Annotated in this window: 16 protein-coding genes; 8 read left to right on the top strand and 8 right to left on the bottom strand. The window is 69.0% G+C overall.

Annotation, left to right across the window (positions count from 1 at the left end; genetic code table 11):
* The first annotated feature begins 49 nt into the window (after positions 1-49).
* Complete coding sequence (locus MKK75_RS22205) at positions 50-811, top strand: trypsin-like serine protease (RefSeq protein WP_244044684.1); 762 nt, start codon at positions 50-52, stop codon at positions 809-811.
* A gap of 200 nt (positions 812-1,011) precedes the next feature.
* On the opposite strand, the gene ctrA is transcribed toward MKK75_RS22205, so the two are convergent.
* Positions 1,012-1,713 (bottom strand): response regulator transcription factor CtrA, encoded by a 702-nt coding sequence (gene ctrA / locus MKK75_RS22200; protein ID WP_161393306.1) that lies wholly within the window; start codon positions 1,711-1,713, stop codon positions 1,012-1,014.
* A 417-nt stretch (positions 1,714-2,130) separates the two neighbouring features.
* Here ctrA and fliI point away from each other — a divergent pair, with 417 nt between their 5' ends.
* From fliI to MKK75_RS22185, 3 genes are all read left to right on the top strand, one after another.
* Positions 2,131-3,483, top strand: a complete 1,353-nt coding sequence (gene fliI, locus MKK75_RS22195) for a flagellar protein export ATPase FliI (RefSeq protein ID WP_244044683.1) — start codon at positions 2,131-2,133, stop codon at positions 3,481-3,483.
* A gap of 61 nt (positions 3,484-3,544) precedes the next feature.
* Positions 3,545-3,952 carry a flagellar export protein FliJ gene (gene fliJ, locus MKK75_RS22190; protein ID WP_244044682.1) on the top strand — a complete coding sequence of 136 codons (408 nt, stop codon included), beginning with the start codon at positions 3,545-3,547 and terminating at the stop codon, positions 3,950-3,952.
* A gap of 144 nt (positions 3,953-4,096) precedes the next feature.
* Positions 4,097-5,164 carry a lysylphosphatidylglycerol synthase domain-containing protein gene (locus MKK75_RS22185; protein ID WP_244044681.1) on the top strand — a complete coding sequence of 356 codons (1,068 nt, stop codon included), beginning with the start codon at positions 4,097-4,099 and terminating at the stop codon, positions 5,162-5,164.
* A gap of 59 nt (positions 5,165-5,223) precedes the next feature.
* Here the strand turns inward: MKK75_RS22185 and flhA are convergent, their stop codons facing one another.
* Positions 5,224-7,371 carry a flagellar biosynthesis protein FlhA gene (gene flhA, locus MKK75_RS22180; RefSeq protein WP_244044680.1) on the bottom strand — a complete coding sequence of 716 codons (2,148 nt, stop codon included), beginning with the start codon at positions 7,369-7,371 and terminating at the stop codon, positions 5,224-5,226.
* Between the two features lie 213 nt (positions 7,372-7,584).
* Between flhA and MKK75_RS22175 the strand changes: the two genes are divergently transcribed.
* Entirely contained in the window at positions 7,585-8,187 is a 603-nt protein-coding gene (locus MKK75_RS22175; RefSeq protein ID WP_244044679.1) for a hypothetical protein, read from the top strand.
* A 35-nt stretch (positions 8,188-8,222) separates the two neighbouring features.
* Here the strand turns inward: MKK75_RS22175 and MKK75_RS22170 are convergent, their stop codons facing one another.
* Together MKK75_RS22170 and MKK75_RS22165 are read right to left on the bottom strand one after the other, a co-directional pair.
* Positions 8,223-9,464 (bottom strand): capsule biosynthesis protein, encoded by a 1,242-nt coding sequence (locus MKK75_RS22170; protein WP_244044678.1) that lies wholly within the window; start codon positions 9,462-9,464, stop codon positions 8,223-8,225.
* 137 nt (positions 9,465-9,601) lie between these two features.
* The gene (locus MKK75_RS22165; RefSeq protein ID WP_244044677.1) at positions 9,602-10,255 is read right to left on the bottom strand and encodes an ABC transporter ATP-binding protein; all 654 of its coding nucleotides are present in this window, start codon (positions 10,253-10,255) and stop codon (positions 9,602-9,604) included.
* A gap of 298 nt (positions 10,256-10,553) precedes the next feature.
* Here MKK75_RS22165 and MKK75_RS22160 point away from each other — a divergent pair, with 298 nt between their 5' ends.
* The 3 genes from MKK75_RS22160 to MKK75_RS22150 all read left to right on the top strand — a co-directional run bounded on the left by MKK75_RS22160 (position 10,554) and on the right by MKK75_RS22150 (position 13,595).
* Positions 10,554-11,024, top strand: coding sequence for a PAS domain-containing protein (locus MKK75_RS22160; RefSeq protein ID WP_244044676.1), 471 nt, complete (start codon positions 10,554-10,556; stop codon positions 11,022-11,024).
* Between the two features lie 58 nt (positions 11,025-11,082).
* The gene (frc, locus tag MKK75_RS22155; RefSeq protein ID WP_244044675.1) at positions 11,083-12,333 is read left to right on the top strand and encodes a formyl-CoA transferase; all 1,251 of its coding nucleotides are present in this window, start codon (positions 11,083-11,085) and stop codon (positions 12,331-12,333) included.
* 83 nt (positions 12,334-12,416) lie between these two features.
* Positions 12,417-13,595 (top strand): HPP family protein, encoded by a 1,179-nt coding sequence (locus MKK75_RS22150; protein WP_244044674.1) that lies wholly within the window; start codon positions 12,417-12,419, stop codon positions 13,593-13,595.
* Here the strand turns inward: MKK75_RS22150 and MKK75_RS22145 are convergent.
* From MKK75_RS22145 to MKK75_RS22130, 4 genes are all read right to left on the bottom strand, one after another.
* Positions 13,577-14,272, bottom strand: a complete 696-nt coding sequence (locus MKK75_RS22145; protein WP_244044673.1) for an alpha/beta hydrolase — start codon at positions 14,270-14,272, stop codon at positions 13,577-13,579. The genes MKK75_RS22150 and MKK75_RS22145 overlap by 19 nt on opposite strands.
* Positions 14,273-14,455: 183 nt before the next feature.
* Positions 14,456-16,201, bottom strand: coding sequence for an oxalyl-CoA decarboxylase (gene oxc, locus MKK75_RS22140; RefSeq protein ID WP_244044672.1), 1,746 nt, complete (start codon positions 16,199-16,201; stop codon positions 14,456-14,458).
* Between the two features lie 46 nt (positions 16,202-16,247).
* Positions 16,248-17,534, bottom strand: a complete 1,287-nt coding sequence (oxlT, locus tag MKK75_RS22135) for an oxalate/formate MFS antiporter (protein WP_244044671.1) — start codon at positions 17,532-17,534, stop codon at positions 16,248-16,250.
* Positions 17,535-17,663: 129 nt separating this feature from the next.
* The gene (locus MKK75_RS22130) at positions 17,664-19,469 is read right to left on the bottom strand and encodes a zeta toxin family protein (RefSeq protein WP_244044670.1); all 1,806 of its coding nucleotides are present in this window, start codon (positions 19,467-19,469) and stop codon (positions 17,664-17,666) included.
* Positions 19,470-19,919 lie beyond the last annotated feature (450 nt).

The raw sequence follows: 19,919 nt of genomic DNA, 5'->3' as shown, positions 1-19,919 counted from the left end.
CGGCCGGCATCTGTCAGGTCGGACAGTTCGCCGGGAAAGGGATCGGCACGTGAGCATCTTCGGGACCCTCGGCGGGCGTCTCGCCCGCGCCGGATCTGGGTTAGTGCTCGGGCTCGGCCTCGCTGGCCCGGCCGCAGCGATCCAGGGCGGCGCGCCTGCCGGGCGCGATGCTCTGGCGCGGGCCACCGTCGCCATCGGTACGATCACCCGGCCCGAGGAGGCGCTGAAGCTGACCCGCTGCACCGGCGTCCTCGTCGCGCCGGATCTCGTGCTCACCGCCGCGCATTGCGTGAACGGCGATCCCCTCGGGGCGCTGGTGGTGTTCTTCCGCGGCAGCGAACCGACGCGGCCGGTCTACGGCGCCCGGGTCGCGGCCCGCTACAGTCCCGATCCGGGGGAGATGCTGCCGAACGCGGCCCCGGATGTCGGCCTCGCAGATCTCTCCCTCGACCTCGCGGTGCTGCGCCTGACCGAGCCGGTGCGCGACCGCCGGCCGATCTCGCTGGCGGCCGATCCAAGCCGCGTTCCGAAGAGCCTGCGGATCGCCGGGGCCGGCCTGTCGGGTAACACCGTCGGGCGGTTGCGCACGGCCGCGCTGACGCCGCTCGCGGCCAGCAGCACCGGGCTGACCATCGCGCAGGTCCGGGGCGGCCGGGTCTGCTTCGGCGATTCCGGCGGCCCGGTCGTCGCGCAGGATCGGCGGGGCCTCTACGTCTGGGGCGTCGCCAGTGCGGTGATCAGCCGGGCCGCGCCCTGCGGGAGCTACGTGGTGATCGCGCCGGCCGCCCAGGTCTTTTCCGGGTCGCGGTAAGCGGTTTGCATCTTCCCGTTCGCAACGGCGGTCGATCGTCGTCGCGAGCGGAGCGAAGCAATCCAGGGCCACGCCGCGTTCGGAGCCGTCCGGCTGCCCTAGGCGCTGCGCCAAGCGCGCGCTGACGGGTGTGTCCAGAAACACGAAAACCCCGCGCGGCCGGACCGCACGGGGTTTTTCGAGATCGTCGGTGGGGCGGATCAGACCGCCATCCGCTCCTCGCCGTCCATTGGCTCGCGCAGCACGTAGCCGCGGCCCCAGACGGTCTCGATGTAATTCTTACCCTGGCTGGCGTTCGCGAGCTTCTTGCGCAGCTTGCAGATGAACACGTCGATGATCTTCAGCTCCGGCTCGTCCATGCCGCCGTAGAGATGGTTGAGGAACATCTCCTTGGTGAGCGTCGTGCCCTTCCGGAGCGAGAGGAGTTCCAGCATCTGGTACTCCTTGCCGGTCAGGTGCACCCGGGCGCCGCCGACCTCGACGGTCTTCTGATCGAGATTCACGATCAGGTCGCCGGTGGTGATCACCGACTGGGCGTGGCCCTTCGAGCGGCGCACGATGGCGTGGATGCGCGCCACCAGCTCGTCCTTGTGGAACGGCTTGGTGAGGTAGTCGTCGGCCCCGAAGCCGAGGCCCTTCACCTTGTCCTCGATGCCGGCCATGCCGGACAGGATCAGGATCGGGGTCTTCACCTTCGCCACGCGCAGGTTGCGCAGCACCTCGTAGCCCGACATGTCGGGCAGGTTCAGATCGAGGAGGATGATGTCGTAATCGTACAGCTTGCCGAGGTCGATCCCTTCCTCACCGAGGTCGGTGGTGTAGGTGTTGAAGTTCTCGGACTTGAGCATCAGTTCGATGCTCTGCGCAGTCGCGCTGTCGTCCTCGATCAAAAGTACCCGCATCGTCGGTCCCCAGCCCAGCCGGCCGCATCAGCGCGCAGACACGTCCCGTCGTTCGCCCGCCACCGGCCTGTGGACGGGCGCCTCGTCACTCTTGACGTGGAACGCTATGGATTAATCGTTAACAAAACCTGATTCCCGACCGCAAGCGCCACGTTCGCAGATCCGCGAGCTTGACCGGAGGAAACTGGCTCCTCCGGCCCCGTCCGGGACCCTGATCGCGCGCCGCCCGCGGCTGGGGCCTTCGCCCCGGCGGTCTAAGTACTTCTCACGAAACGCCCCGATCCGAGCTGTGGTTCACCGGCCACAGCGCCCGATTTCAGCGAGCTTGGCCGTCACCCGACGCCGGACCGAGCCGCTACGTGCCCGTGGATCACAGTGTTAAGGAGGCCGGTAAACGAAGCGTTGAGAGCGCGGCTGATGACACAGGATTCGGCAAGACCCGTCGCCGCCCTCGCGGCGGCCCGGGCGGCGCTGGAGCGCGTCGAGGTGCTGGAGACCTTCGGCCGGGTGGTGGCGATCCGCGGCCTGCTGGTCGAGGTCGCCGGCCCGGTGGCGGCGATGCGGCTTGGCGGCCGGATCGATGTCGAGGGCGCGGACGGCCTCGGACGGGTGCCCTGCGAGATCATCGGCTTCCAGGGCGACCGGGCGCTGGCGATGCCGTTCGGCTCGCTGGAGGGCGTCCGCCGCGGCTGCCCGGCCTACGTGCGCGACGAGGCCGCCGGCGCGATCCGCCCGACCGGCGGCTGGCTCGGCCGGGTGATCGACGCCCTCGGGCGGCCGGTCGACGGCCTCGGCCCCCTGCCGCAGGGACCGGACATCTATAGCCTGCGGGCCGATCCGCCCCCGGCGCATGCGCGCAGCCGGGTCGGCGGCCCGCTGGATCTCGGCGTCCGCTGTATCAACACCTTCCTGACCATGTGCGCCGGCCAGCGGATGGGCATCTTCGCCGGCTCGGGCGTCGGCAAGTCGGTGCTGTTGTCGATGCTCGCCCGCTACACGGCTGCCGACGTGGCGGTGATCGGGCTCGTGGGCGAGCGCGGCCGGGAGGTCCAGGAATTCCTGCAGGACGATCTCGGCGCCGCCGGCCTTGCGCGCTCCGTCGTGGTGGTGGCGACCTCCGACGAGCCGGCCCTCATGCGCCGCAACGCCGCCTATGTGACGCTGTCTGTGGCCGAGCATTTCCGCGATCAGGGCGCCAAGGTGCTGTGCATGATCGACTCGATCACGCGCTTCGCCATGGCCCAGCGCGACATCGGCCTCGCCGCCGGCGAACCGCCGACCGCCAAGGGCTACACGCCGACGGTTTTTTCGGAATTGCCACGGCTTCTGGAACGCGCTGGCCCGGGGGTCGGGCAGGGGACGATCTCGGCGCTGTTCACGGTGCTGGTCGAGGGCGACGACCACAACGAGCCGGTGGCCGACGCGGTGCGCGGCATCCTCGACGGCCACATCGTCATGGAGCGCGCCATCGCGGAGCGCGGGCGCTATCCGGCGATCAACGTGCTGCGCTCGGTCTCGCGGACCATGCCGCGCTCCTGCGATCCGGTCTATCTGCCGGTGGTCCGCAGGGCGCGCCGGCTGCTCTCTACCTACGCCGATATGGAAGAGCTGATCCGCCTCGGCGCCTACCGTGCCGGCTCGTCCCAGGAGGTCGACGAGGCCGTGGCCCTCATGCCGCATCTTGAGGCTTTTCTTGGGCAGGGTAAGGAAGAAGCAACGTCCATCGGCGATGGTTACGCGAGGCTCGGTCAGATCGTCGGCGGAGCCTAGGGGCGCGGACCGGGCGTGATCCTGGATCCCGCCTCAAGCGTTGCGTGGAGTGAGCGTCCTGATGAAATCGCGTGACACGCTGATCCGCCTGCGCCGCTTCCAGGTCGACGAGAAGCGCCGGCGCGTGACCCAGATCGAGATGATGATGGCCGACTTCCAGCGCATGGCGGTGGAACTCGACCGCGAGGTCGCCGTCGAGGAGGCCCGCGCCGGCATCACCGATGTCGGCCACTTCGCCTACCCGACCTATGCCCGCGCCGCGGCGGCCCGCCGGGACAACATGCGCCAATCCGCCCAGGCGCTGGAGGGCCAGCTCGCCGAGGCCAAGGCCGAGCTCGGCGAGGCCTTTGAGGAGCTGAAGAAGGTCGAGATCCTGAACGATCGCGAGCGCACCGCCGAGCGGGCGGCCGAATCGGTCCGCGATCAGGCCGCGATGGACGGGATCGGCCTCAACCGCGCCCGAGGCTGAAGGATCGGTGCGGCGTCCGGCTTGGCCGGTCGCACGGCACGAAACCGTCATGATCACCTGACAAGGGGCCTGCGGCGGCGTCACGCCGCTTGCAGGGCGCCGCCTGACGGCGCATCAGGGGCTCTCCCCGGGGCGTCGGTGTTCATGAAGAAGATCAGCGAGTTCATCTGGCCGCTCATCGGCCTCGCCGCCGTCGTCGTCTCGGGCTATTTTCTCTACCAGGAATTAAAGACGACCTCGCTGTCGGCGATTTGGGCCGCTGTGCTGGCGATCCCGCCGCACCGGATCCTGCTCGCGGCGCTCTCGACCCTCGTCGCCTACGCGGCGCTCGCCTGGTACGACCGGATCGCGCTGCTGCACCTCGGGGTGCACCACATCTCGTTGCGGTTCGTCTCACTCTGCTCGTTCACGACCTACGCGCTCTCGCACAATATCGGCGCCTCGGTCTTTTCCGGCGCCCTGGTGCGCTACCGGGCCTACACCGCCAAGGGCCTGACCGCGGCGCAGGTCGCCGTACTGGTGGCCCTCTGCTCCTTCACGTTCTTCCTGGGCACTGTCCTGCTCGGCGGCTTCACGCTGGTGGTCGATCCGAACCTGCTGGCTCGCCTCGATGGCAAGCTGCCGAGCTTTCTCACCGATCCGAAGACCGCGCTGATCGTCGGCATCGGCATGCTGGGGTTCGTGGCTCTCTACGTGGTCGGCTCGATCCTGCGGCTGCGCCCGTTGCACATCCGCTCGTTCAAGCTGGAATATCCGCGGCCCGGGATCATGGGCCGTCAGCTCCTGGCGGCGCCGCTCGAACTGCTGGGCGCGGCCGGCATCATCTACTTCGCGCTTCCGGATGCGATGAACCCCGGCTTCATCCCGGTGCTGGCGATCTTCCTGGCCTCCTTCTCGGTGGCCTTGGCCTCGCACGCCCCGGGCGGCCTCGGCGTGTTCGAGATCGTGTTCATCACCGCGATGCACATCACCGACGAGGCCCAGAAGGACGCGATCATCGCGGCGGTGGTCATCTTCCGGATTTTCTATTTCTGGATCCCGGCCCTGATCTCGGTGATCGTGGTGATCGCGTTCGAGCGGTCCAGGCTCGCGGCGGCGATCGGCTCGGCCGCGCACGGGCCGAAGGCGGCCGTGGTGCCGGATCCGCCCGTTGTCGCCCCCGGGCTCGACGCGCGCGAATTGGAGCGGGAGCTCAAGCAGAAAGCGTTCTGAGGCGTGGCCGGTGGGTCTCTTACCCGCCTAGGGCGGACGCCGCCTCTCATCCCCCCAGTTCAGATTGAACTCACCGTCCGCAGCCGCGCCCTGGGATGGATCTCGGCCTGGCTCATCACCGGAGTCTCCCGGCGGAAACGCTCGATGATCGAGCGCACGAACGGCCGGGTCTGGGCCGAGGTCACCAGCACCGGCATCTCGCCCTGCCGCGCCGCGGTCTCGAACCGGTCGCGCACCGCGGTGACGAACTCGCTGAGCTTCGAGGGCTGCATCGCGAGGTAGCGCTCCTCCCGCTCGCCGACGATCGACTCCAGGAAGGCCTGTTCCCAAGCCGGCGACAGGGTGATGATCGGCAGGCTGCCGTTCTGATCCTGATACTGCGCGCAGATCTGCCGCCCGAGCCGGGCGCGGACGTGCTCCACCACGTCGCGCGGGTTCTTCACCCCGCCCGCCACCTCGGCGACCGCCTCCACGATGGCGCCCAGGTCGCGGATCGACACGCGCTCGGCCAGCAGGAACTGAAGCACGCGCTGAATGCCGGTGGTCGAGATCTGCGACGGCACGATCTCTTTCAGGAGCTCGGTGTGCTCCTTCGGCAACTCGCGCAACAGCTTCGAGACCTCGACATGGTTGAGCAGCTCGGAGACGTGCGCCTTGATGACTTCGGTGAGATGCGTCGAGACCACGGTGGCGGCATCCACCACCGTGTACCCTTTGACCTGGGCCTGATCGCGCAGGGCGGCGTCGATCCAGGTGGCCGGCAGGCCGAAGGTCGGCTCAAGCATATGCTGGCCGGGAAGCTGGACCTGCCCGCCCATCGGATCCATCGCCATGAACTGGCCGGGGAAGATCCGGCCGGTACCGGCCTCGATCTCCTTCACGCGGACCACGTAGGTGTTGGCGTCGAGCTGGACGTTGTCGAGGATGCGCACCGAGGGCATCACGAAGCCCAGTTCCGCGGCGAGCTGCCGGCGCAGGGCCTTGATCTGGTCGGTGAGCCGGTCCTGCCCCTCGCCGTTGACCAGCGCGAGCAGGGCGTAGCCCATCTCGAGCTTGAGGTCGTCGAGCTTGAGCAGGTCGGTGACCGTCTCCTCCTTGGCGGCGGCCGCGGCCGCGACGGCTTTGGTGTCGATCGGGACACCCTCCGCGTCGACGGGCGGGGCCTCCTTGGCGGTCTTGTTGATCCGCCATGCGGCGTAGCCGGCACCGCCGCCCAGCAGCACGAACGGCAGCATCGGCATGCCGGGCAGCAGCGCGATCAGCAGCATCACGGCCGCCGACATGCCGAGCGCCTTCGGGTAATGTGCGAGCTGCTTGCCGAGCGCCTTGTCGGCGGCGCCCTTCACGCCGGCCTTGGAGACGAGCAGGCCCGCCGCCGTCGAGACGATCAGCGCCGGCACCTGGCTCGCGAGCCCATCGCCGATGGTGAGCAGCGTGTAGCTCTTAGCCGCGTCGCCGAAGCTCAGGCCCTGCTGCGCCACCCCGATGATGATGCCGCCGACCACGTTGATGAAGGTGATCAGCAGCGCCGCCACGGCGTCGCCGCGCACGAATTTCGAGGCGCCGTCCATGGCGCCGAAGAAGGAGGATTCCTCCTCCAGCGCCGCGCGCCGGGCCTTGGCGGCCTTCTCGTCGATCAGCCCGGCCGAGAGGTCGGCGTCGATCGCCATCTGCTTGCCGGGCATCGCGTCGAGGGTGAAGCGGGCCGCGACCTCGGCGATGCGGCCCGAACCCTTGGTGATCACCACGAAGTTCACGATGATCAGGATCGCGAACACGATGATCCCGATCACGAAGTTGCCGCCCATCACGAAGTGGCCGAAGGCCTCGATGACATGGCCTGCCGCCGCCGTGCCCTCGTGGCCGTGGCCGAGGATCAGGCGCGTCGAGGCGAGGTTCAGGGCGAGCCGCAGCATCGTGGCGATGAGCAGCAGTGTCGGGAAGACGGTGAACTCCAGCGGGTTGTCGATCGACAGCCCGGTCATCATGATCAGCACCGAGGTGATGATCGAGACCGCCAGCAGCAGGTCGAGCAGCATGGCGGGCAGCGGGAAGATCAGGACCGCGAGGATCCCCAGCACGCCGGTGGCGAACAGGAGATCCGAGCGCTTCGTCAGGGCGTGCATGTCGCCGCGGGTGGGCAGGGCGAACTGCCCCAGAATGGCCGCGGGGCCCAACCGTGTCGGCGCGCTCGCCGTCTCCGCCATCGATCCCACCCGTCGCCGCCCGTCCCGGACGCCTTCCCTGCGGCGAACCCGGCAAGATCTGCCGGGTAGAAGGTTAGCGGCCCGTTAAGAGCACCGCGGGCGGGTGCGGGAACCCGGCGCGGTTCCGCCGCTTGACCGGTCGGTGAACGCACCGCCCCGGCGGCGGCGTCGCCGCGTCTGCGGGCTCACGGCCCGCCGTTCCGGGAGACTTCGATGGCCGCACGTGCGCTCACCGCCCTGTTCGACGATTACGAGGACGCCGCCCGGGCGGTCGACCAGCTCGAAGCCGCCGGTCTTCCCCACGGTGACATCAGCATCGTCTCGAACCGGACCGACCCCGAGGCCGCCGCACTGCCGCCCATCGACAAGGCCCATGAGCCGGACGAGACCGTCGATTCCATGGGCACCGGTGCGACGGTCGGCACGGTCCTGGGCGGGGGGGCTGGCCTTCTCGCCGGCCTGGGCTTGCTGGCGATCCCCGGCCTCGGGCCGGTCGTGGCGGCGGGCTGGCTCGTGGCGACCGTGACGGGCGCGGGCGTCGGCGCCGCGGCGGGCGGCTTGATCGGTGGCCTGACCGGGGCGGGGCTGAGCGAGGGTGAGGCCGAGACCTACGCCGAGGGCATTCGCCGTGGCGGAACCCTCGTGACAATCCGCGCCGACGACAGCCGCGCCGAGCAGGTGCTGAGCATCCTGGCCCAGGCGGGCTCGATCGACCTCGACGAGCGGGCCGAGGGCTGGCGGGCACAGGGCTGGACTGGCGGAACGGTCGGATCGGCGGCGAGCCGGTCCGATTTTCCGGCCGGCACCGGCCGCTGAGGCAGCGGCGCCGTCCCGGATGACGGGGCCCGCTGTCAGGCCATCATCTTCCGCGCGAACATGGACGCGGCGAACAGCACCGCGGCCCCCGCCGTGATCAGGCTGAGCATCAGGAGACGCCGCGGCTCCGTCGACGATTCGGCCCGCACCGGCTCCACGATCGGGCTGAAGAACTCGATCTGGCGCGCCGCGACGATGCGGGCGCGTTCGTAGGATGCCAGCACCGACTGGTAGTACTTTTCGGCGTTCCTGCGATCAGTTTCCAGGGTCTCGAACCGCGTCAGCGCGTCCGAGAGCAGGCGCTTCTGCGCGGGCTCCGGACTGGCGCTTTGCTGCTCGATCCGGGCAATGTTGTCGTCGAGATCCTTGATCTGCTGCTTGATGTCGATGATGCGGCGGGACTCGGGTCCGAGATCGCGCTGGCCGATGGCGAGCTGGACCGCGAGGTTGATCCGGGAGGCACGCAGCTCGGCGATCATCTTCACGTTGATGTCGTTCGACTTCTGCGCGTCGAGCACGCCCTCGCGGTTGCGCAGGTCCCGCATCGCGAGGCGGATCTTGGTCATCCGTTCCTCGGCGAGCTTCAGCTCGCGGCTGCTTTCGGCGACCGCATCCTCACGCGCCTTGACGCTGAGGTCGTTCACCATCCGCTCGGCCTCCTTCATGACGGCCTGGGTGATGGCGAGGGATTGGTCCGGGTCGAACGCCTCCACGTTCACGGTCATGATTCCGGAACCGGGTTCGGTCACCACGTCGACGCGCCGCTTCCAGTAGCGCAGAAATTTCTCGATCGGCTTGCTCGGATCGAAACGCGAGATGTAATCGATGTTGTCGTTGCTGAACCAATCGCGCAGCGGCAGCTGCGCCTCAATGGTTTCCAGCATCGGCCGGCTCAGGATGTATTCCCGGGTGATCATCGAGTCCTGAGCCACCATCTGGCTCGACACGCCCGAACTGGCTCCGCCCGATTCCGAGCTCGACTTGTCGGCCGCGCCGATGGCGGGACGGATCGCGAACCGCGCCTCGGTGACGTATCGGTCCGATGCAATTAACCCATAGTAGATCGCGCCGGCCAGCGTCGGCAGCACGAAGCAGATCGCGAACAGGATCGGGATCCACGGATCGTTCTTGACGTTGCTCTGGTAGGACCGGATGCCCTTCTTGCGATCGGCGAAGCGCGACATCCGCGCGATCTGCCGCAGAGACTCGGTGATCGCCTTCTGGCGCTCGGCAGTCGTGACCGGCTGCCCCTCGGCTTTCCGGATCTCCATGTTCATGGCTTGGTTCCCGGCCTCCGCGGCCTTGCAGGTCGATCCGTCTCAGAGCAGGCGGCCGCGAAGCGGCGTCGGCGTCCGGACCGTCTCTCACGCGGACGCGGCAAAAGCGTGTCCGGACGCGCGCGGAATGCGACGCGTCACGCGTTGAGACGCCGGTAGACTTCGATCGCGTCGTTGACGTCCTCGTAGATGATCGCGCGCCCGTTGAGCAGCACGAGACCTTGCGAGCACCATTGCCGAATCGTCTCCATGGAGTGGGAGACCATGATGATGTCCGCGTGCTTGCGGCGCTGGGAGAAAACCTCGTCGCAGCGCTTCGAGAAGCGCGCGTCGCCCACGGAGGTGATCTCGTCGATCAGGTAGCAATCGAACGGGATCGCCATGCTCATCCCGAATGCAAGGCGCGCGCCCATGCCGGAGGAGTACGTGTAGATCGGCACATCGAGGTAGCTGCCGAGTTCGGAAAAGTCTTCGACGAAATCCAGGACCTTCCGCGGATCCTCCCCGTAGATCCGGGCGACGAACATGACGTTGTCGCGGCCCGTCATCCTCGGATGGAAGCCGCCCGCGAAGCCGAGGGGCCACGAGACCCGCAGCCCGCGATAGATCTTGCCCCGGGTCGCATCCTCCGTTCCGGCAATCAGCCGCATCGTGGTCGATTTGCCGGCGCCGTTGATCCCGAGGATCCCATACGAGATGCCCGGCTTCAGGGTGAACGAGGCCTGTTCGAGGATGGTCCGCTTGTGACCGTCCGTGCGGTAGACTTTGCTGACTTTCTCGAAACGGATCACCGGATGAACTCCAGGGCGGGATGCCGAACCGCCGGTCCGAGCTGTCGACCGTCGCGCTCCTGCGCGCCGAAAGCGGCAAATCTGAGAACACGATAGGGCGCACACGCCCGGCCTCCGGCCGCGTCGGAGAGGTCGCCAGGATACAGATCCGGCCGGAATGAAAGTGCAGTCCCCGGACCGGCCGTTGACGCCATTCCACATATGGCATACCAAATACCAATGTTGCGCGGCGCTCCGACGCCGGGGCCGCAGCGGTCAGCCGGAACTTTAGCTCCTATTCCGGAGAGAAAGGCCGCCCATGACGAATCCCACCACGCGCGGGGATGCTAGCGCGACCGCCGGGACGGGATCCGACCTTGCGAGTCTCGTCGCGGCGATCGGGGACGCGGTCGTCGTCGCCGATCCGGAGGGTGCCATCACCGTCTGGAATCCGGCCGCCGAGCGGATCTTCGGCTTCACCGCCGCGGAGGCGCTCGGTCAGACCCTCGACCTGATCACCCCCGAGCGGCACCGGCGTCGCCACTGGGACGGCTACGCCGAGACGATGCGGACCGGCATCACCCGCTACGGGGCGCAGACCCTGAGGGTGCCGGCGATCTGCAAGGACGGAAGCCAGCGCTCCATCGCCTTCACGGTGGGGATGGTGCGGGACTCCGCCGACCAAGTGACCGGGATCGTGGCGGTGATCCGAGACGAGACCGAACGCTGGACGGAAGACAAGCGGCTGCGTCAGCGCGTGGCCGAGCTCGAAGCCGCCGTGCCGGCCTGAACGGGCCGGCCGCGCATCGCCTTCACCGAACCACCAACATTCCAAGGGAGGACGCCCCATGAGCAAGCCGCTGGAAGGCATCAAGATCATCGATTTCACGCACGTTCAGGCGGGTCCGGCCTGCACGCAGTTGCTGGCTTGGTTCGGGGCCGACGTGATCAAAGTCGAGCGCCCCGGTGCCGGCGACGTGACCCGCACGCAGTTGCGCCACGTCGAGGACGCGGACGCGCTCTATTTCACGATGCTGAACTCCAACAAGCGCTCGCTCACCCTCGACACCAAGACCCAGGCCGGCAAGGAAGTCCTGGAGAAGCTGATCCGCGATTCCGACGTCATGGTCGAGAATTTCGGCCCCGGCGCACTGGACCGGATGGGCTTCTCCTGGGCGCGGATCCAGGAGCTGAACCCCGGCATGATCCTCGCCTCGGTGAAGGGCTTCTCGGACGGCCACCATTACGAGGACCTGAAGGTCTACGAGAACGTCGCCCAGTGCGCCGGCGGTGCCGCCTCGACCACGGGCTTCTGGGACGGGCCGCCCACCGTCAGCGCGGCGGCACTCGGCGACTCGAACACCGGCATGCATCTGGCCATCGGCATCCTCACGGCGCTCCACCAGAAGAACAAGACCGGCAAGGGTCAGAAGGTCGCCGTGTCCATGCAGGACTCCGTGATCAACCTCTGCCGCGTGAAGCTGCGCGACCAGCAACGCCTCGACGCCCTCGGCTACCTGGAGGAGTACCCGCAATACCCCCACGGCGAGTTCTCCGACGTGGTGCCGCGCGGCGGCAATGCCGGGGGCGGCGGCCAGCCGGGCTGGGTGCTCAAGTGCAAGGGCTGGGAGACCGACCCGAACGCTTACATCTACTTCACGATCCAGGGCCACGCCTGGGCGCCGATCTGCAAGGCCCTCGGCAAGGAAGAGTGGATCACCGATCCTGCCTACAACACCGCCCGGGCCCGCCAGGATAAGATCTTCGACATCTTCAAGACGATCGAGGAGTGGCTCGCCGACAAGACCAAGTTCGAGGCGGTCGACATCCTGCGCACCTTCGATATCCCCTGCGCGCCGGTACTGTCGATGAAGGAGATCGCGGAGGACAAGTCGTTGCGTGAGAGCGGCACCGTGGTCGAGGTGGCGCATCCGAAGCTCGGCAAGTATCTGACCGTCGGCAGCCCGATCAAGTTCTCCGACATGCAGGTCGAGGTGAAGGCCTCTCCGCTGCTCGGCGAGCACACCGACGAGGTGCTGGCGGGCCTGGGTTACACGCAGGAGCAGATCCGGGCCATGCACGAGGCCCGCGCGGTCTGACCGGGACCGGAAGTCCTCAGCGATCCTGAGACAGGACGGCGTCGCCTTGGCGCCGTCCTTTTCGTATGCGAGCCCCGGAGCCGATGCGCGCGTTCCTGAGTCGTTTCCTGCCGGAGCTGACCCCGGTCAGCACGCGCGAGCGCCTGCGCTCCGCCGCGGGTGCCCTGGTGGGGATCCTGGCGACCGGCCTCGTCTGCCGCGCGTCACTCCCGAACGCGGCGCTGCCGATCCTGATCGCACCGATGGGTGCCTCGGCGGTTCTGCTCTTCGCCGTGCCGGCGAGCCCCCTGGCGCAGCCCTGGTCGATCCTCGGCGGCAATCTCGTGGCTGCCCTGGTCGGCGTTACGGCGGCCGCGTGGATCGCCGACCCGTTCGTGGCCGCCGCCTGCGCGATCGGCGTGGCGATCGCCCTGATGATGCTCCTGCGCTGCCTGCATCCGCCGAGCGGCGCCGTGGCGCTGACGGCGGTGCTCGGCGGCCCGGCGGTCCGGGCGCTGGGCTACGGCTTCGCGCTCTGGCCAGTGGCGGCCAACTCGCTGATCCTGCTCGCGACCGCGCTGCTGTTCAACAACCTCACGGGCCGCGCCTATCCGCACCAGCGCCCGGCCGGTCCGCGGACCGCCGATCCGCCCTCGGGCGCCCGGGTCGGGTTCCGCACCGCCGATCTCGACGCGGCTCTGAAAGACTTCGATCAGCTGCTCGACGTCGACCGCGGCGATCTCGAGCAGATCCTGCGGCAGGTGCAGATGCGGGTCTACGGCCGCAGCTCGGGGCCGATCACCTGCGGGGCGATCATGTCGCGCGACGTGATCGCGGTGGCGCCGGACGCGCCGCTCACCGAGGCGCTGCGGCTGCTGCGCCGTCACCGGATCAAGGCGCTGCCGGTCACCGACGAGGGCGCGCGGGTGCTCGGGATCGTCACGCAGACCGACCTGCTCGACAAGGCCGCCTGGGACCGGTCCGGGCCGCGCCTCGGCCTCGGCCGCCGCCTGCGGCTCACGGTCGAGCGCGGCCGGGCGCCCCATGGCTGCGCCGCCGACATCATGAGCGCGGTCGCGCCCGTCGGCCCGGATCTGCCCATTGCCGCGCTCGTGCCACTCCTGTCGAGGGCGGGGCTGCACCATCTGCCGGTGGTCGACCGCGATGGCCGCCTCGTCGGGATCGTCTCGCAGACCGACCTGATCCCGGCGCTTCTCGCCGATGCCGGCGCAGTCGAGCCCCCGGGCCGGACTCACGGACCGGCTCAGCCCGCGCTGGCCTGATCCCTCAGGAAGAAGTCCACGGCCTGCGCCACGACGGCCGGCTGGTGGGCATGCGGGCCGTCATACTCGACGTACGTCACCGGATAGCCGGCCTCGCGCAGCGCCGGCACATGGACCCGGGCGCTGCGGTCGATCGGGATCTGCTGGTCCCGGGTGCCGTGCGACAGGAAGATCTTCGGCGCACCGATCTGCAGATGCACCGACAGGAAGCCCGCCGACGAGACGATCAGGTGACTGGCCACGTCGCCGTTCGCGAGCCCGAGCGAGAGCGTGTAGCTCCCGCCGTCCGAGTGGCCCGCGAAGCAGAGGCGTCCGGGATCGAGCGGGAAGCGGTCGGCCACATGGGCCAGCGCGCCCGCGACGCGCTCCCGGTCGGGGCCGTGACCCGCGATGACGATGTCCCAGGTCGGGAATTGCGATTGCGGGACGAGAAGCAGGAACTCTTCGGACTGGGCGTGTCGCTCCAGCATCGGCAGGATCCGCTCGGCACTGCCGCCGCCGCCGTGGAAAAGCACCACGAGGGGGCAGGGCCGGTGGGAATCGAGGCCCTCGGGGACCACCAGCACCGCGTCCCGCTCGGCGTACAGGCCGAGGTCGTGCCGGCCCGGGGGGAGGGGCTTTTGTGTGGGCAGGCGGTGACGGAAGTGCAGGCGGCCGGCGAGGTCGGGATCGATCATGGCGGGTTGTGGCTGAGCGCGCGCGATGCGGTCGGGACTTGAGCAACGGAACCCGCCTCCCTCCCGCCCGCCCCCGCAGAGGAAGGAGGGCGTGATACGGATCCGGCGGTCCCATTGAAAACGGCCGGACCGCTGAGCGATCCGGCCGTCGGAGGCTTTCGTATCAGGGGCTTTGGCCCGCCCTCACTTCTTCTTCTTGATCCCGCTCTGCGGGTTGAGGCTGCCGATGTTGCCGCTCTCGCTGCCGGCGGCCGGGTCGATCACGGCGTTGACGAGGGCCGGCCGGCCCGCGTTCATCGCCTCGTTGACCGCCCGGGTCAGCTCGTCGGGCGTGGTGACGTGGTAGCCGACGCCGCCGAAGGCCTCCATCATCCGGTCGTAGCGGGAATCCGGCACGAACACCGTGGTGGCCGGGTCGCGGCCGGTCGGATCCGTGTCGGTGCCGCGGTAGATGCCGTTGTTGTTGAACACCACGATGCAGACCGGCAGGCCGTACCGGCAGATCGTCTCGACCTCCATGCCGGAGAAGCCGAAGGCGCTGTCGCCTTCCACGCACAGGACCGGCTTGCCGGTCTCGACCGCAGCGGCCACGGCGAAGCCCATGCCGATACCCATGATGCCCCAGGTGCCGACGTCGAGCCGCTTGCGCGGCTGGTACATGTCGATGATGCCCCGGGCGAGGTCGAGGGTGTTGGCACCCTCGTTGACCAGGATCGCGTCCGGCCGCTCCTTGACGATGGTGCGGAGCGCCCCGAGCGCGGCGTGAAAGGTCATGGGCGAGGCGTTGCTCATGAGCTTGGGCGCCATCTTGGCGATGTTCGCCTCGCGCTTGGTCTTGAGCGTCTCGATCCAGTCGGACGGGGGCTGCTGCCAGCCCTGGCCCATGCCGTCGAGCAAAGCCTGCACGCAGGAGGCGATGTCGCCGACCACGGGCGCGACGATCTCGACGTTCGAATCCATCTCGCGGGGCTCGATGTCGATCTGGATGAACTTGGTCGAGCCCGGCTCGCCCCAGCTCTTGCCCTTGCCGTGCGACAGCAGCCAGTTCAGCCGGGCGCCGACCAGCAGCACCACGTCCGAGTCCTTCAGCGCCGTCGAGCGCGCCGCGCCGGCCGAGAGCGGGTGGGTGTCGGGCAGGAGGCCCTTGGCCATGCTCATCGGCACGTAGGGGATGCCGCTGGTCTCGACCAGCGAACGGATCGCCTCGTCGGCCTGGGCGTAGGCGGCGCCCTTCCCGAGCACGATCAGCGGCCGCTTGGCGGATTTCAGCACCTCGAGGGCCCGGGCGATCGCCTCGGGGGCGGGGTGCTGGGCGGGCGCCGGATCGATCACCTTGACCAGCGACTTCTGGCCGGCCTCGGCGTCGATCACCTGGGCGAACAGCTTGGCGGGCAGGTCGAGATAGACGCCGCCCGGCCGGCCCGAGCAGGCGGCGCGGATCGCGCGGGCGACGCCGATGCCGATATCGGCCGCGTGCAGCACCCGGAAGGCCGCCTTGCACAGGGGCTTGGCGATGGAGAGCTGGTCCATCTCCTCGTAGTCGCCCTGCTGCAGATCAACAATCTCGCGCTCGGAGGAGCCCGAGATCAGGATCATCGGGAAGCAATTGGTGGTGGCGTTGGCGAGCGCCGTGAGACCGTTGAGGAAGCCCGGCGCCGAGACCGTGAGGCAGATGCCGGGCTTCTGGGTGAGGAAGCCCGCGATCGCCGCGGCGTTGCCGGCATGCTGCTCGTGGCGGAACGAGATCACCCGCATCCCCTCGGCCTGGGCCATGCGGCCGAGATCGGTGATCGGGATGCCCGGCACGCCGTAGATCGTCTCGATGCCGTTGAGCTTGAGCGCGTCGATGACGAGGTGGAAGCCGTCGGTCAGCTCGGGTTCCGCCTCGATCTCGGGGGTGGTGTGGACGATCTTGGCCAGGGCGGTCATCGGGGGTCTCCAGAGAGTCGGATCGGGTCTGAACGGGTAAGCGGCGTCAGGCCGCCCGGATCGGCTGGGCCGCGAGCGCCGCGGGGGCGTCGTCCGCCGCGAGGTAGCGGGCTCGCATCGGGCGAAGCAGGAACATGGCCAGCGCCGCCGCCGTGACGTTGAGCACGATGATCAGCGCGAACACCGCCGACCAGCCATAGGCCGCCGAGAGCAGGCTTGCGAAGGGCACGAGGAACGCCGCGGTCCCCTTGGCGGTGTAGAGCAGGCCGGCATTGCTGGCGGCGTATTTCGAGCCGAACGTGTCGCCGCAGGTCGCCGGGAACAGCGAGTAGATCTCGCCGAACACCCCGAAATACACCGCCGTGGCCAGCACGAACACCATCGGGTTGTGCCCGTAGGTCAGGAGCACGATCACCGCCGCCGCCGCCGTCGAGAAGGCGATGAACATCGTGTTCTCGCGGCCGATATGGTCCGAGACGAAGCCGAAGAACGGCCGCCCGAACCCGTCGAAGATCCGGTCCAGCGAGATCGCCAACGTCAGCGCCGCCATCTGCAGGCCGAACAGGCTCACCGGAACGCCGGCCACCTGGAAGTCGTGGGCGATCGGGGCGATCTGCGCCGCCGCCATCAGGCCGCCCGAGGCGACCATCACGAACATGACGTACATCACCCAGAAGACGGGCGTGCGCACCGCCTCGCGGGGGCTGCGGTCGACCTTGGTCTGGGGCAGGCGCAGGCTCTTGCGCTGAACAGTGGTGATCGTCGACGGCTTGCGCAGCAGGAAGGCGAGGGCGAACACCACCGCTCCCTGGCCGATGCCGAAATACAGGAACGCGTCCTGATATCCGCTGGTGGCGATCATCCGGGCGATGGGCACCACCGTGATGGCTGCGCCCGCGCCGAACCCGGCGGCCGTCGCGCCGGCCGCGAGGCCGCGGCGGTGCGGGAACCATTTCAGCGCGTTGCCCACGCAGGTGCCGTAGACCGAGCCGGCGCCGATGCCGGCGATCACCGCCCCGAGGTACAGCATGAACAGGCTGTCGGCGTAGGCGTCGATGGTCCAGGCCGAGGCGATCATGACGCCGCCGAAGGCCACCACGATCTTCGGGCCGTAGCGGTCGACGAACCACGCCTCGACCGGGACGAGCCAGGTCTCGGTGGCGACGAACAGCGTGAAGGCGAGCTGGATCGCGGCCCGGCCCCAGTGGTAGCGCTGATCGATCGGATCGACGAACAATGTCCAGCCGTATTGGAGGTTGGCGATCATGGCCATGCAGGTCACGCCGAAAGCGAGCTGCCACCACTTCGCCGACGGCGAATCCTGGCGTTCCATCCCTAAGCCTCTCTGGGGCGGCGCGGCCTTCCGTGGCGGCGTCTCGTGCGTCGTTGATCATGCACATCCATTCCAGGCATGCAATATACCAGTGTGAAACGGACGGGATGAACTGTCAGGACGGCGATATTATGCCGTTTGTGGGATCCCGGGAAATGGCCCCCAGGCCCCGAGTGTGGGCTCGTCGGCTGGGTTCAGGGTTTCGTCGAGTTCGGGGACCGATGCGGTGTCGGTCGGGATGCCGAGGAGCGCGCGCGCGGCGTCCCAGTCCGGCCCTTCCGCGAGCGCCGCGAGGGCGATGCGATCCAGGCCGGTGATCCGCCCCCGATCGAGCCGCAGGATCGCGCGCCCGGTCTCGGCCTGAACGAAGCGGATCGCCGCCATCCGGCGCAGGCACGCGTTCAGGAACGTGGTGTTGGCGGATGCCGAGAGGTCGGCCCCCTTGAACACCGCGTCGGGCGCGCGCGCGAAGATGTCGACCTTGCGGAAGCGGTCGATGTCGATCAGCCCCTTCACGTCGAGGATGTTGAGGATCCCGTTCGCCCAGAACGCGATGGTGCGCGGGCGTTCACCGAGCGGCACGCTGTTGTCGAGGAACTCGCAGACCACCTGCTTGTCCCGGGCCAGCACCCAGTTGAAGAACAGGCGCGGCATGCCGGTATAGGCCTCGACGTTGTGGGCCAGCAGATCCTCCACCGCCTTGTAGCGGCCGAACATCTCGCCCCGCTGCCATGCGCGCTCGACCGTGTCGGCCGGCGGCGTGACCATGAACTGCATGTAGACCCGATCGCCGAACCGCGTGAGCAACTGGCCGCCGCCGTCCGATCCGGCCTCGGCCTGGAAGCTGTCGAACCGGAATCGGTCGATCAGCAGGTTCGAGATCCGCCGCTCGGCCGCCCTGCGGGTGACGTAGCGGTCGAGCTTCATGTCGATGATCTCGACCTCGTAGCCGGTCAGCGTCCCGGCGTAGCGGGCGGCCTCGCCCAGGCTGTCGTAATCGAGGAGGTACTTGCGCCAGACATCCGGCGTGATCACCGCGAAGTCGGACCACGCCATGCCGAGGCGCCGGGCGAGGCCGAGCTGATAAGGTCGGATCGTGCTCTTGCCGGAGGCCGAGGCGCCCTTGACGTTCATCACCACCGGATGGTCCTGGGCCGCCAAGCGGCGGTAGCCGCGGGCCTCGACCACGGCGGCGATCCAGGGTTCGATCAACTCGCCGACCCGGCGGCTGCCGTAGCCGTTGCTGACCAGCGTCCCGGCGAGGTTGCGCAGCAGGGTCGGGTCGCGGATCAGCGTATTCTGCCGGGCGATGAGGCCCGACACGACTGCGCGCAGCGCCTCGCAGGCGGCGATCTCCAGGCCGTCGCCGGATTCGGCGGCCCGCCGCTGCCACGAGTCGAGATGGCGCAGGGCGCGGGTCGGCAGATCCTCGCGCGGTGTCTCGACCGCAGGCGGGCGCCGGCCGAGGAGCCGGTCGAGCCAGCCCGGCCGAGGCGGCGCTGCGACCGGCGCATCGTCCAGGATGTCCGCGATCTCGCGCGTGAGCACGGCGTCGGCATCAGCGCGGATCTCCGCCAAGGCGGCCTCGACGTCTTCGAGGCGGGGCTCGACGCCCTCGCGCAGGATCGTGGCGACGATCGCGCGGAAATTCACGCCGAGATCGGCGTAGACCGCGCCCACCGGCACGGACAGGTCCGACATGACCCGGATGAGAACCTCGTGGACGACGAGGCGGCTTGCCCGGAAGCGCGTGAGCTGCCGGGCGGGCAGGCCGCAGAGATCGCTGAGATCGAGGGCGTCGCGCAGCGGCGTCTCGACGTGCTCCGGGCGGTAGACCGTGACGAGGGGCAGGAAGGCGGAGGGTAGGTCTGAGCGGACACCCGGGTTCCAGGGGCCGATGGGCGGTTCTGGTGTGTTGGCTGCCCGATCGGTCATCCGCGCGTCTCCCTCCCCCCTCTGCGGGGGAGGGTGGGCCGGCCGTCAGGCCGGGTCGGGAGAGGGGAACCCGGCTTCAGGAGAGGGTGTGACAGGCATGAAGGGCGGAGCCGGGTTCTGTACCGTCGCTTCCCTCTCCCGACCCCCTGCGGGGGCCACCCTCCCCCGCAGAGGGGGTAGGGCGAACGGCACGCTTTTGGTGGCCGCCGTTTCGCCGCCCGGGCGAGCCAGTCGGCCACGGTCTGCCCGAACGAGCCCGGCTCCGGCGCCACCGTCAGCCCATACCAGCACATGATCCCGGCCCTCTCGGCCGCGCCGTCGGCGGCCGGCGAGATGATCGCCCCGGCATTGCCCACGCGCCGCCCCCCCGGCGCCGTCAGCCCGGCCGCGAAGCCGATCGCCGGCCTCGCCCTGGTCCCCCGGCACCAGGCCAACGCCTCCGCCCACTTC

It is taken from the genome of Methylobacterium sp. J-030 (assembly GCF_022829545.1).
In the GTDB taxonomy this organism is placed as follows: domain Bacteria; phylum Pseudomonadota; class Alphaproteobacteria; order Rhizobiales; family Beijerinckiaceae; genus Methylobacterium.
This window is presented reverse-complemented; position numbering and strand designations above follow the sequence as displayed.

Bases quoted from the DNA above. Each gene is read 5' to 3' on its own strand.
- MKK75_RS22170 (WP_244044678.1), bottom strand. From the start codon at position 9,464: ATGAACATGGAGATCCGGAAAGCCGAGGGGCAGCCGGTCACGACTGCC.
- MKK75_RS22145 (WP_244044673.1), bottom strand. From the start codon at position 14,272: ATGATCGATCCCGACCTCGCCGGCCGCCTGCACTTCCGTCACCGCCTG.
- fliJ (WP_244044682.1), top strand. From the start codon at position 3,545: ATGAAATCGCGTGACACGCTGATCCGCCTGCGCCGCTTCCAGGTCGAC.
- MKK75_RS22160 (WP_244044676.1), top strand. From the start codon at position 10,554: ATGACGAATCCCACCACGCGCGGGGATGCTAGCGCGACCGCCGGGACG.
- MKK75_RS22130 (WP_244044670.1), bottom strand. From the start codon at position 19,469: ATGACCGATCGGGCAGCCAACACACCAGAACCGCCCATCGGCCCCTGG.
- frc (WP_244044675.1), top strand. From the start codon at position 11,083: ATGAGCAAGCCGCTGGAAGGCATCAAGATCATCGATTTCACGCACGTT.
- fliI (WP_244044683.1), top strand. From the start codon at position 2,131: ATGACACAGGATTCGGCAAGACCCGTCGCCGCCCTCGCGGCGGCCCGG.
- MKK75_RS22185 (WP_244044681.1), top strand. From the start codon at position 4,097: ATGAAGAAGATCAGCGAGTTCATCTGGCCGCTCATCGGCCTCGCCGCC.
- oxlT (WP_244044671.1), bottom strand. From the start codon at position 17,534: ATGGAACGCCAGGATTCGCCGTCGGCGAAGTGGTGGCAGCTCGCTTTC.
- flhA (WP_244044680.1), bottom strand. From the start codon at position 7,371: ATGGCGGAGACGGCGAGCGCGCCGACACGGTTGGGCCCCGCGGCCATT.
- oxc (WP_244044672.1), bottom strand. From the start codon at position 16,201: ATGACCGCCCTGGCCAAGATCGTCCACACCACCCCCGAGATCGAGGCG.
- MKK75_RS22175 (WP_244044679.1), top strand. From the start codon at position 7,585: ATGGCCGCACGTGCGCTCACCGCCCTGTTCGACGATTACGAGGACGCC.
- ctrA (WP_161393306.1), bottom strand. From the start codon at position 1,713: ATGCGGGTACTTTTGATCGAGGACGACAGCGCGACTGCGCAGAGCATC.
- MKK75_RS22150 (WP_244044674.1), top strand. From the start codon at position 12,417: ATGCGCGCGTTCCTGAGTCGTTTCCTGCCGGAGCTGACCCCGGTCAGC.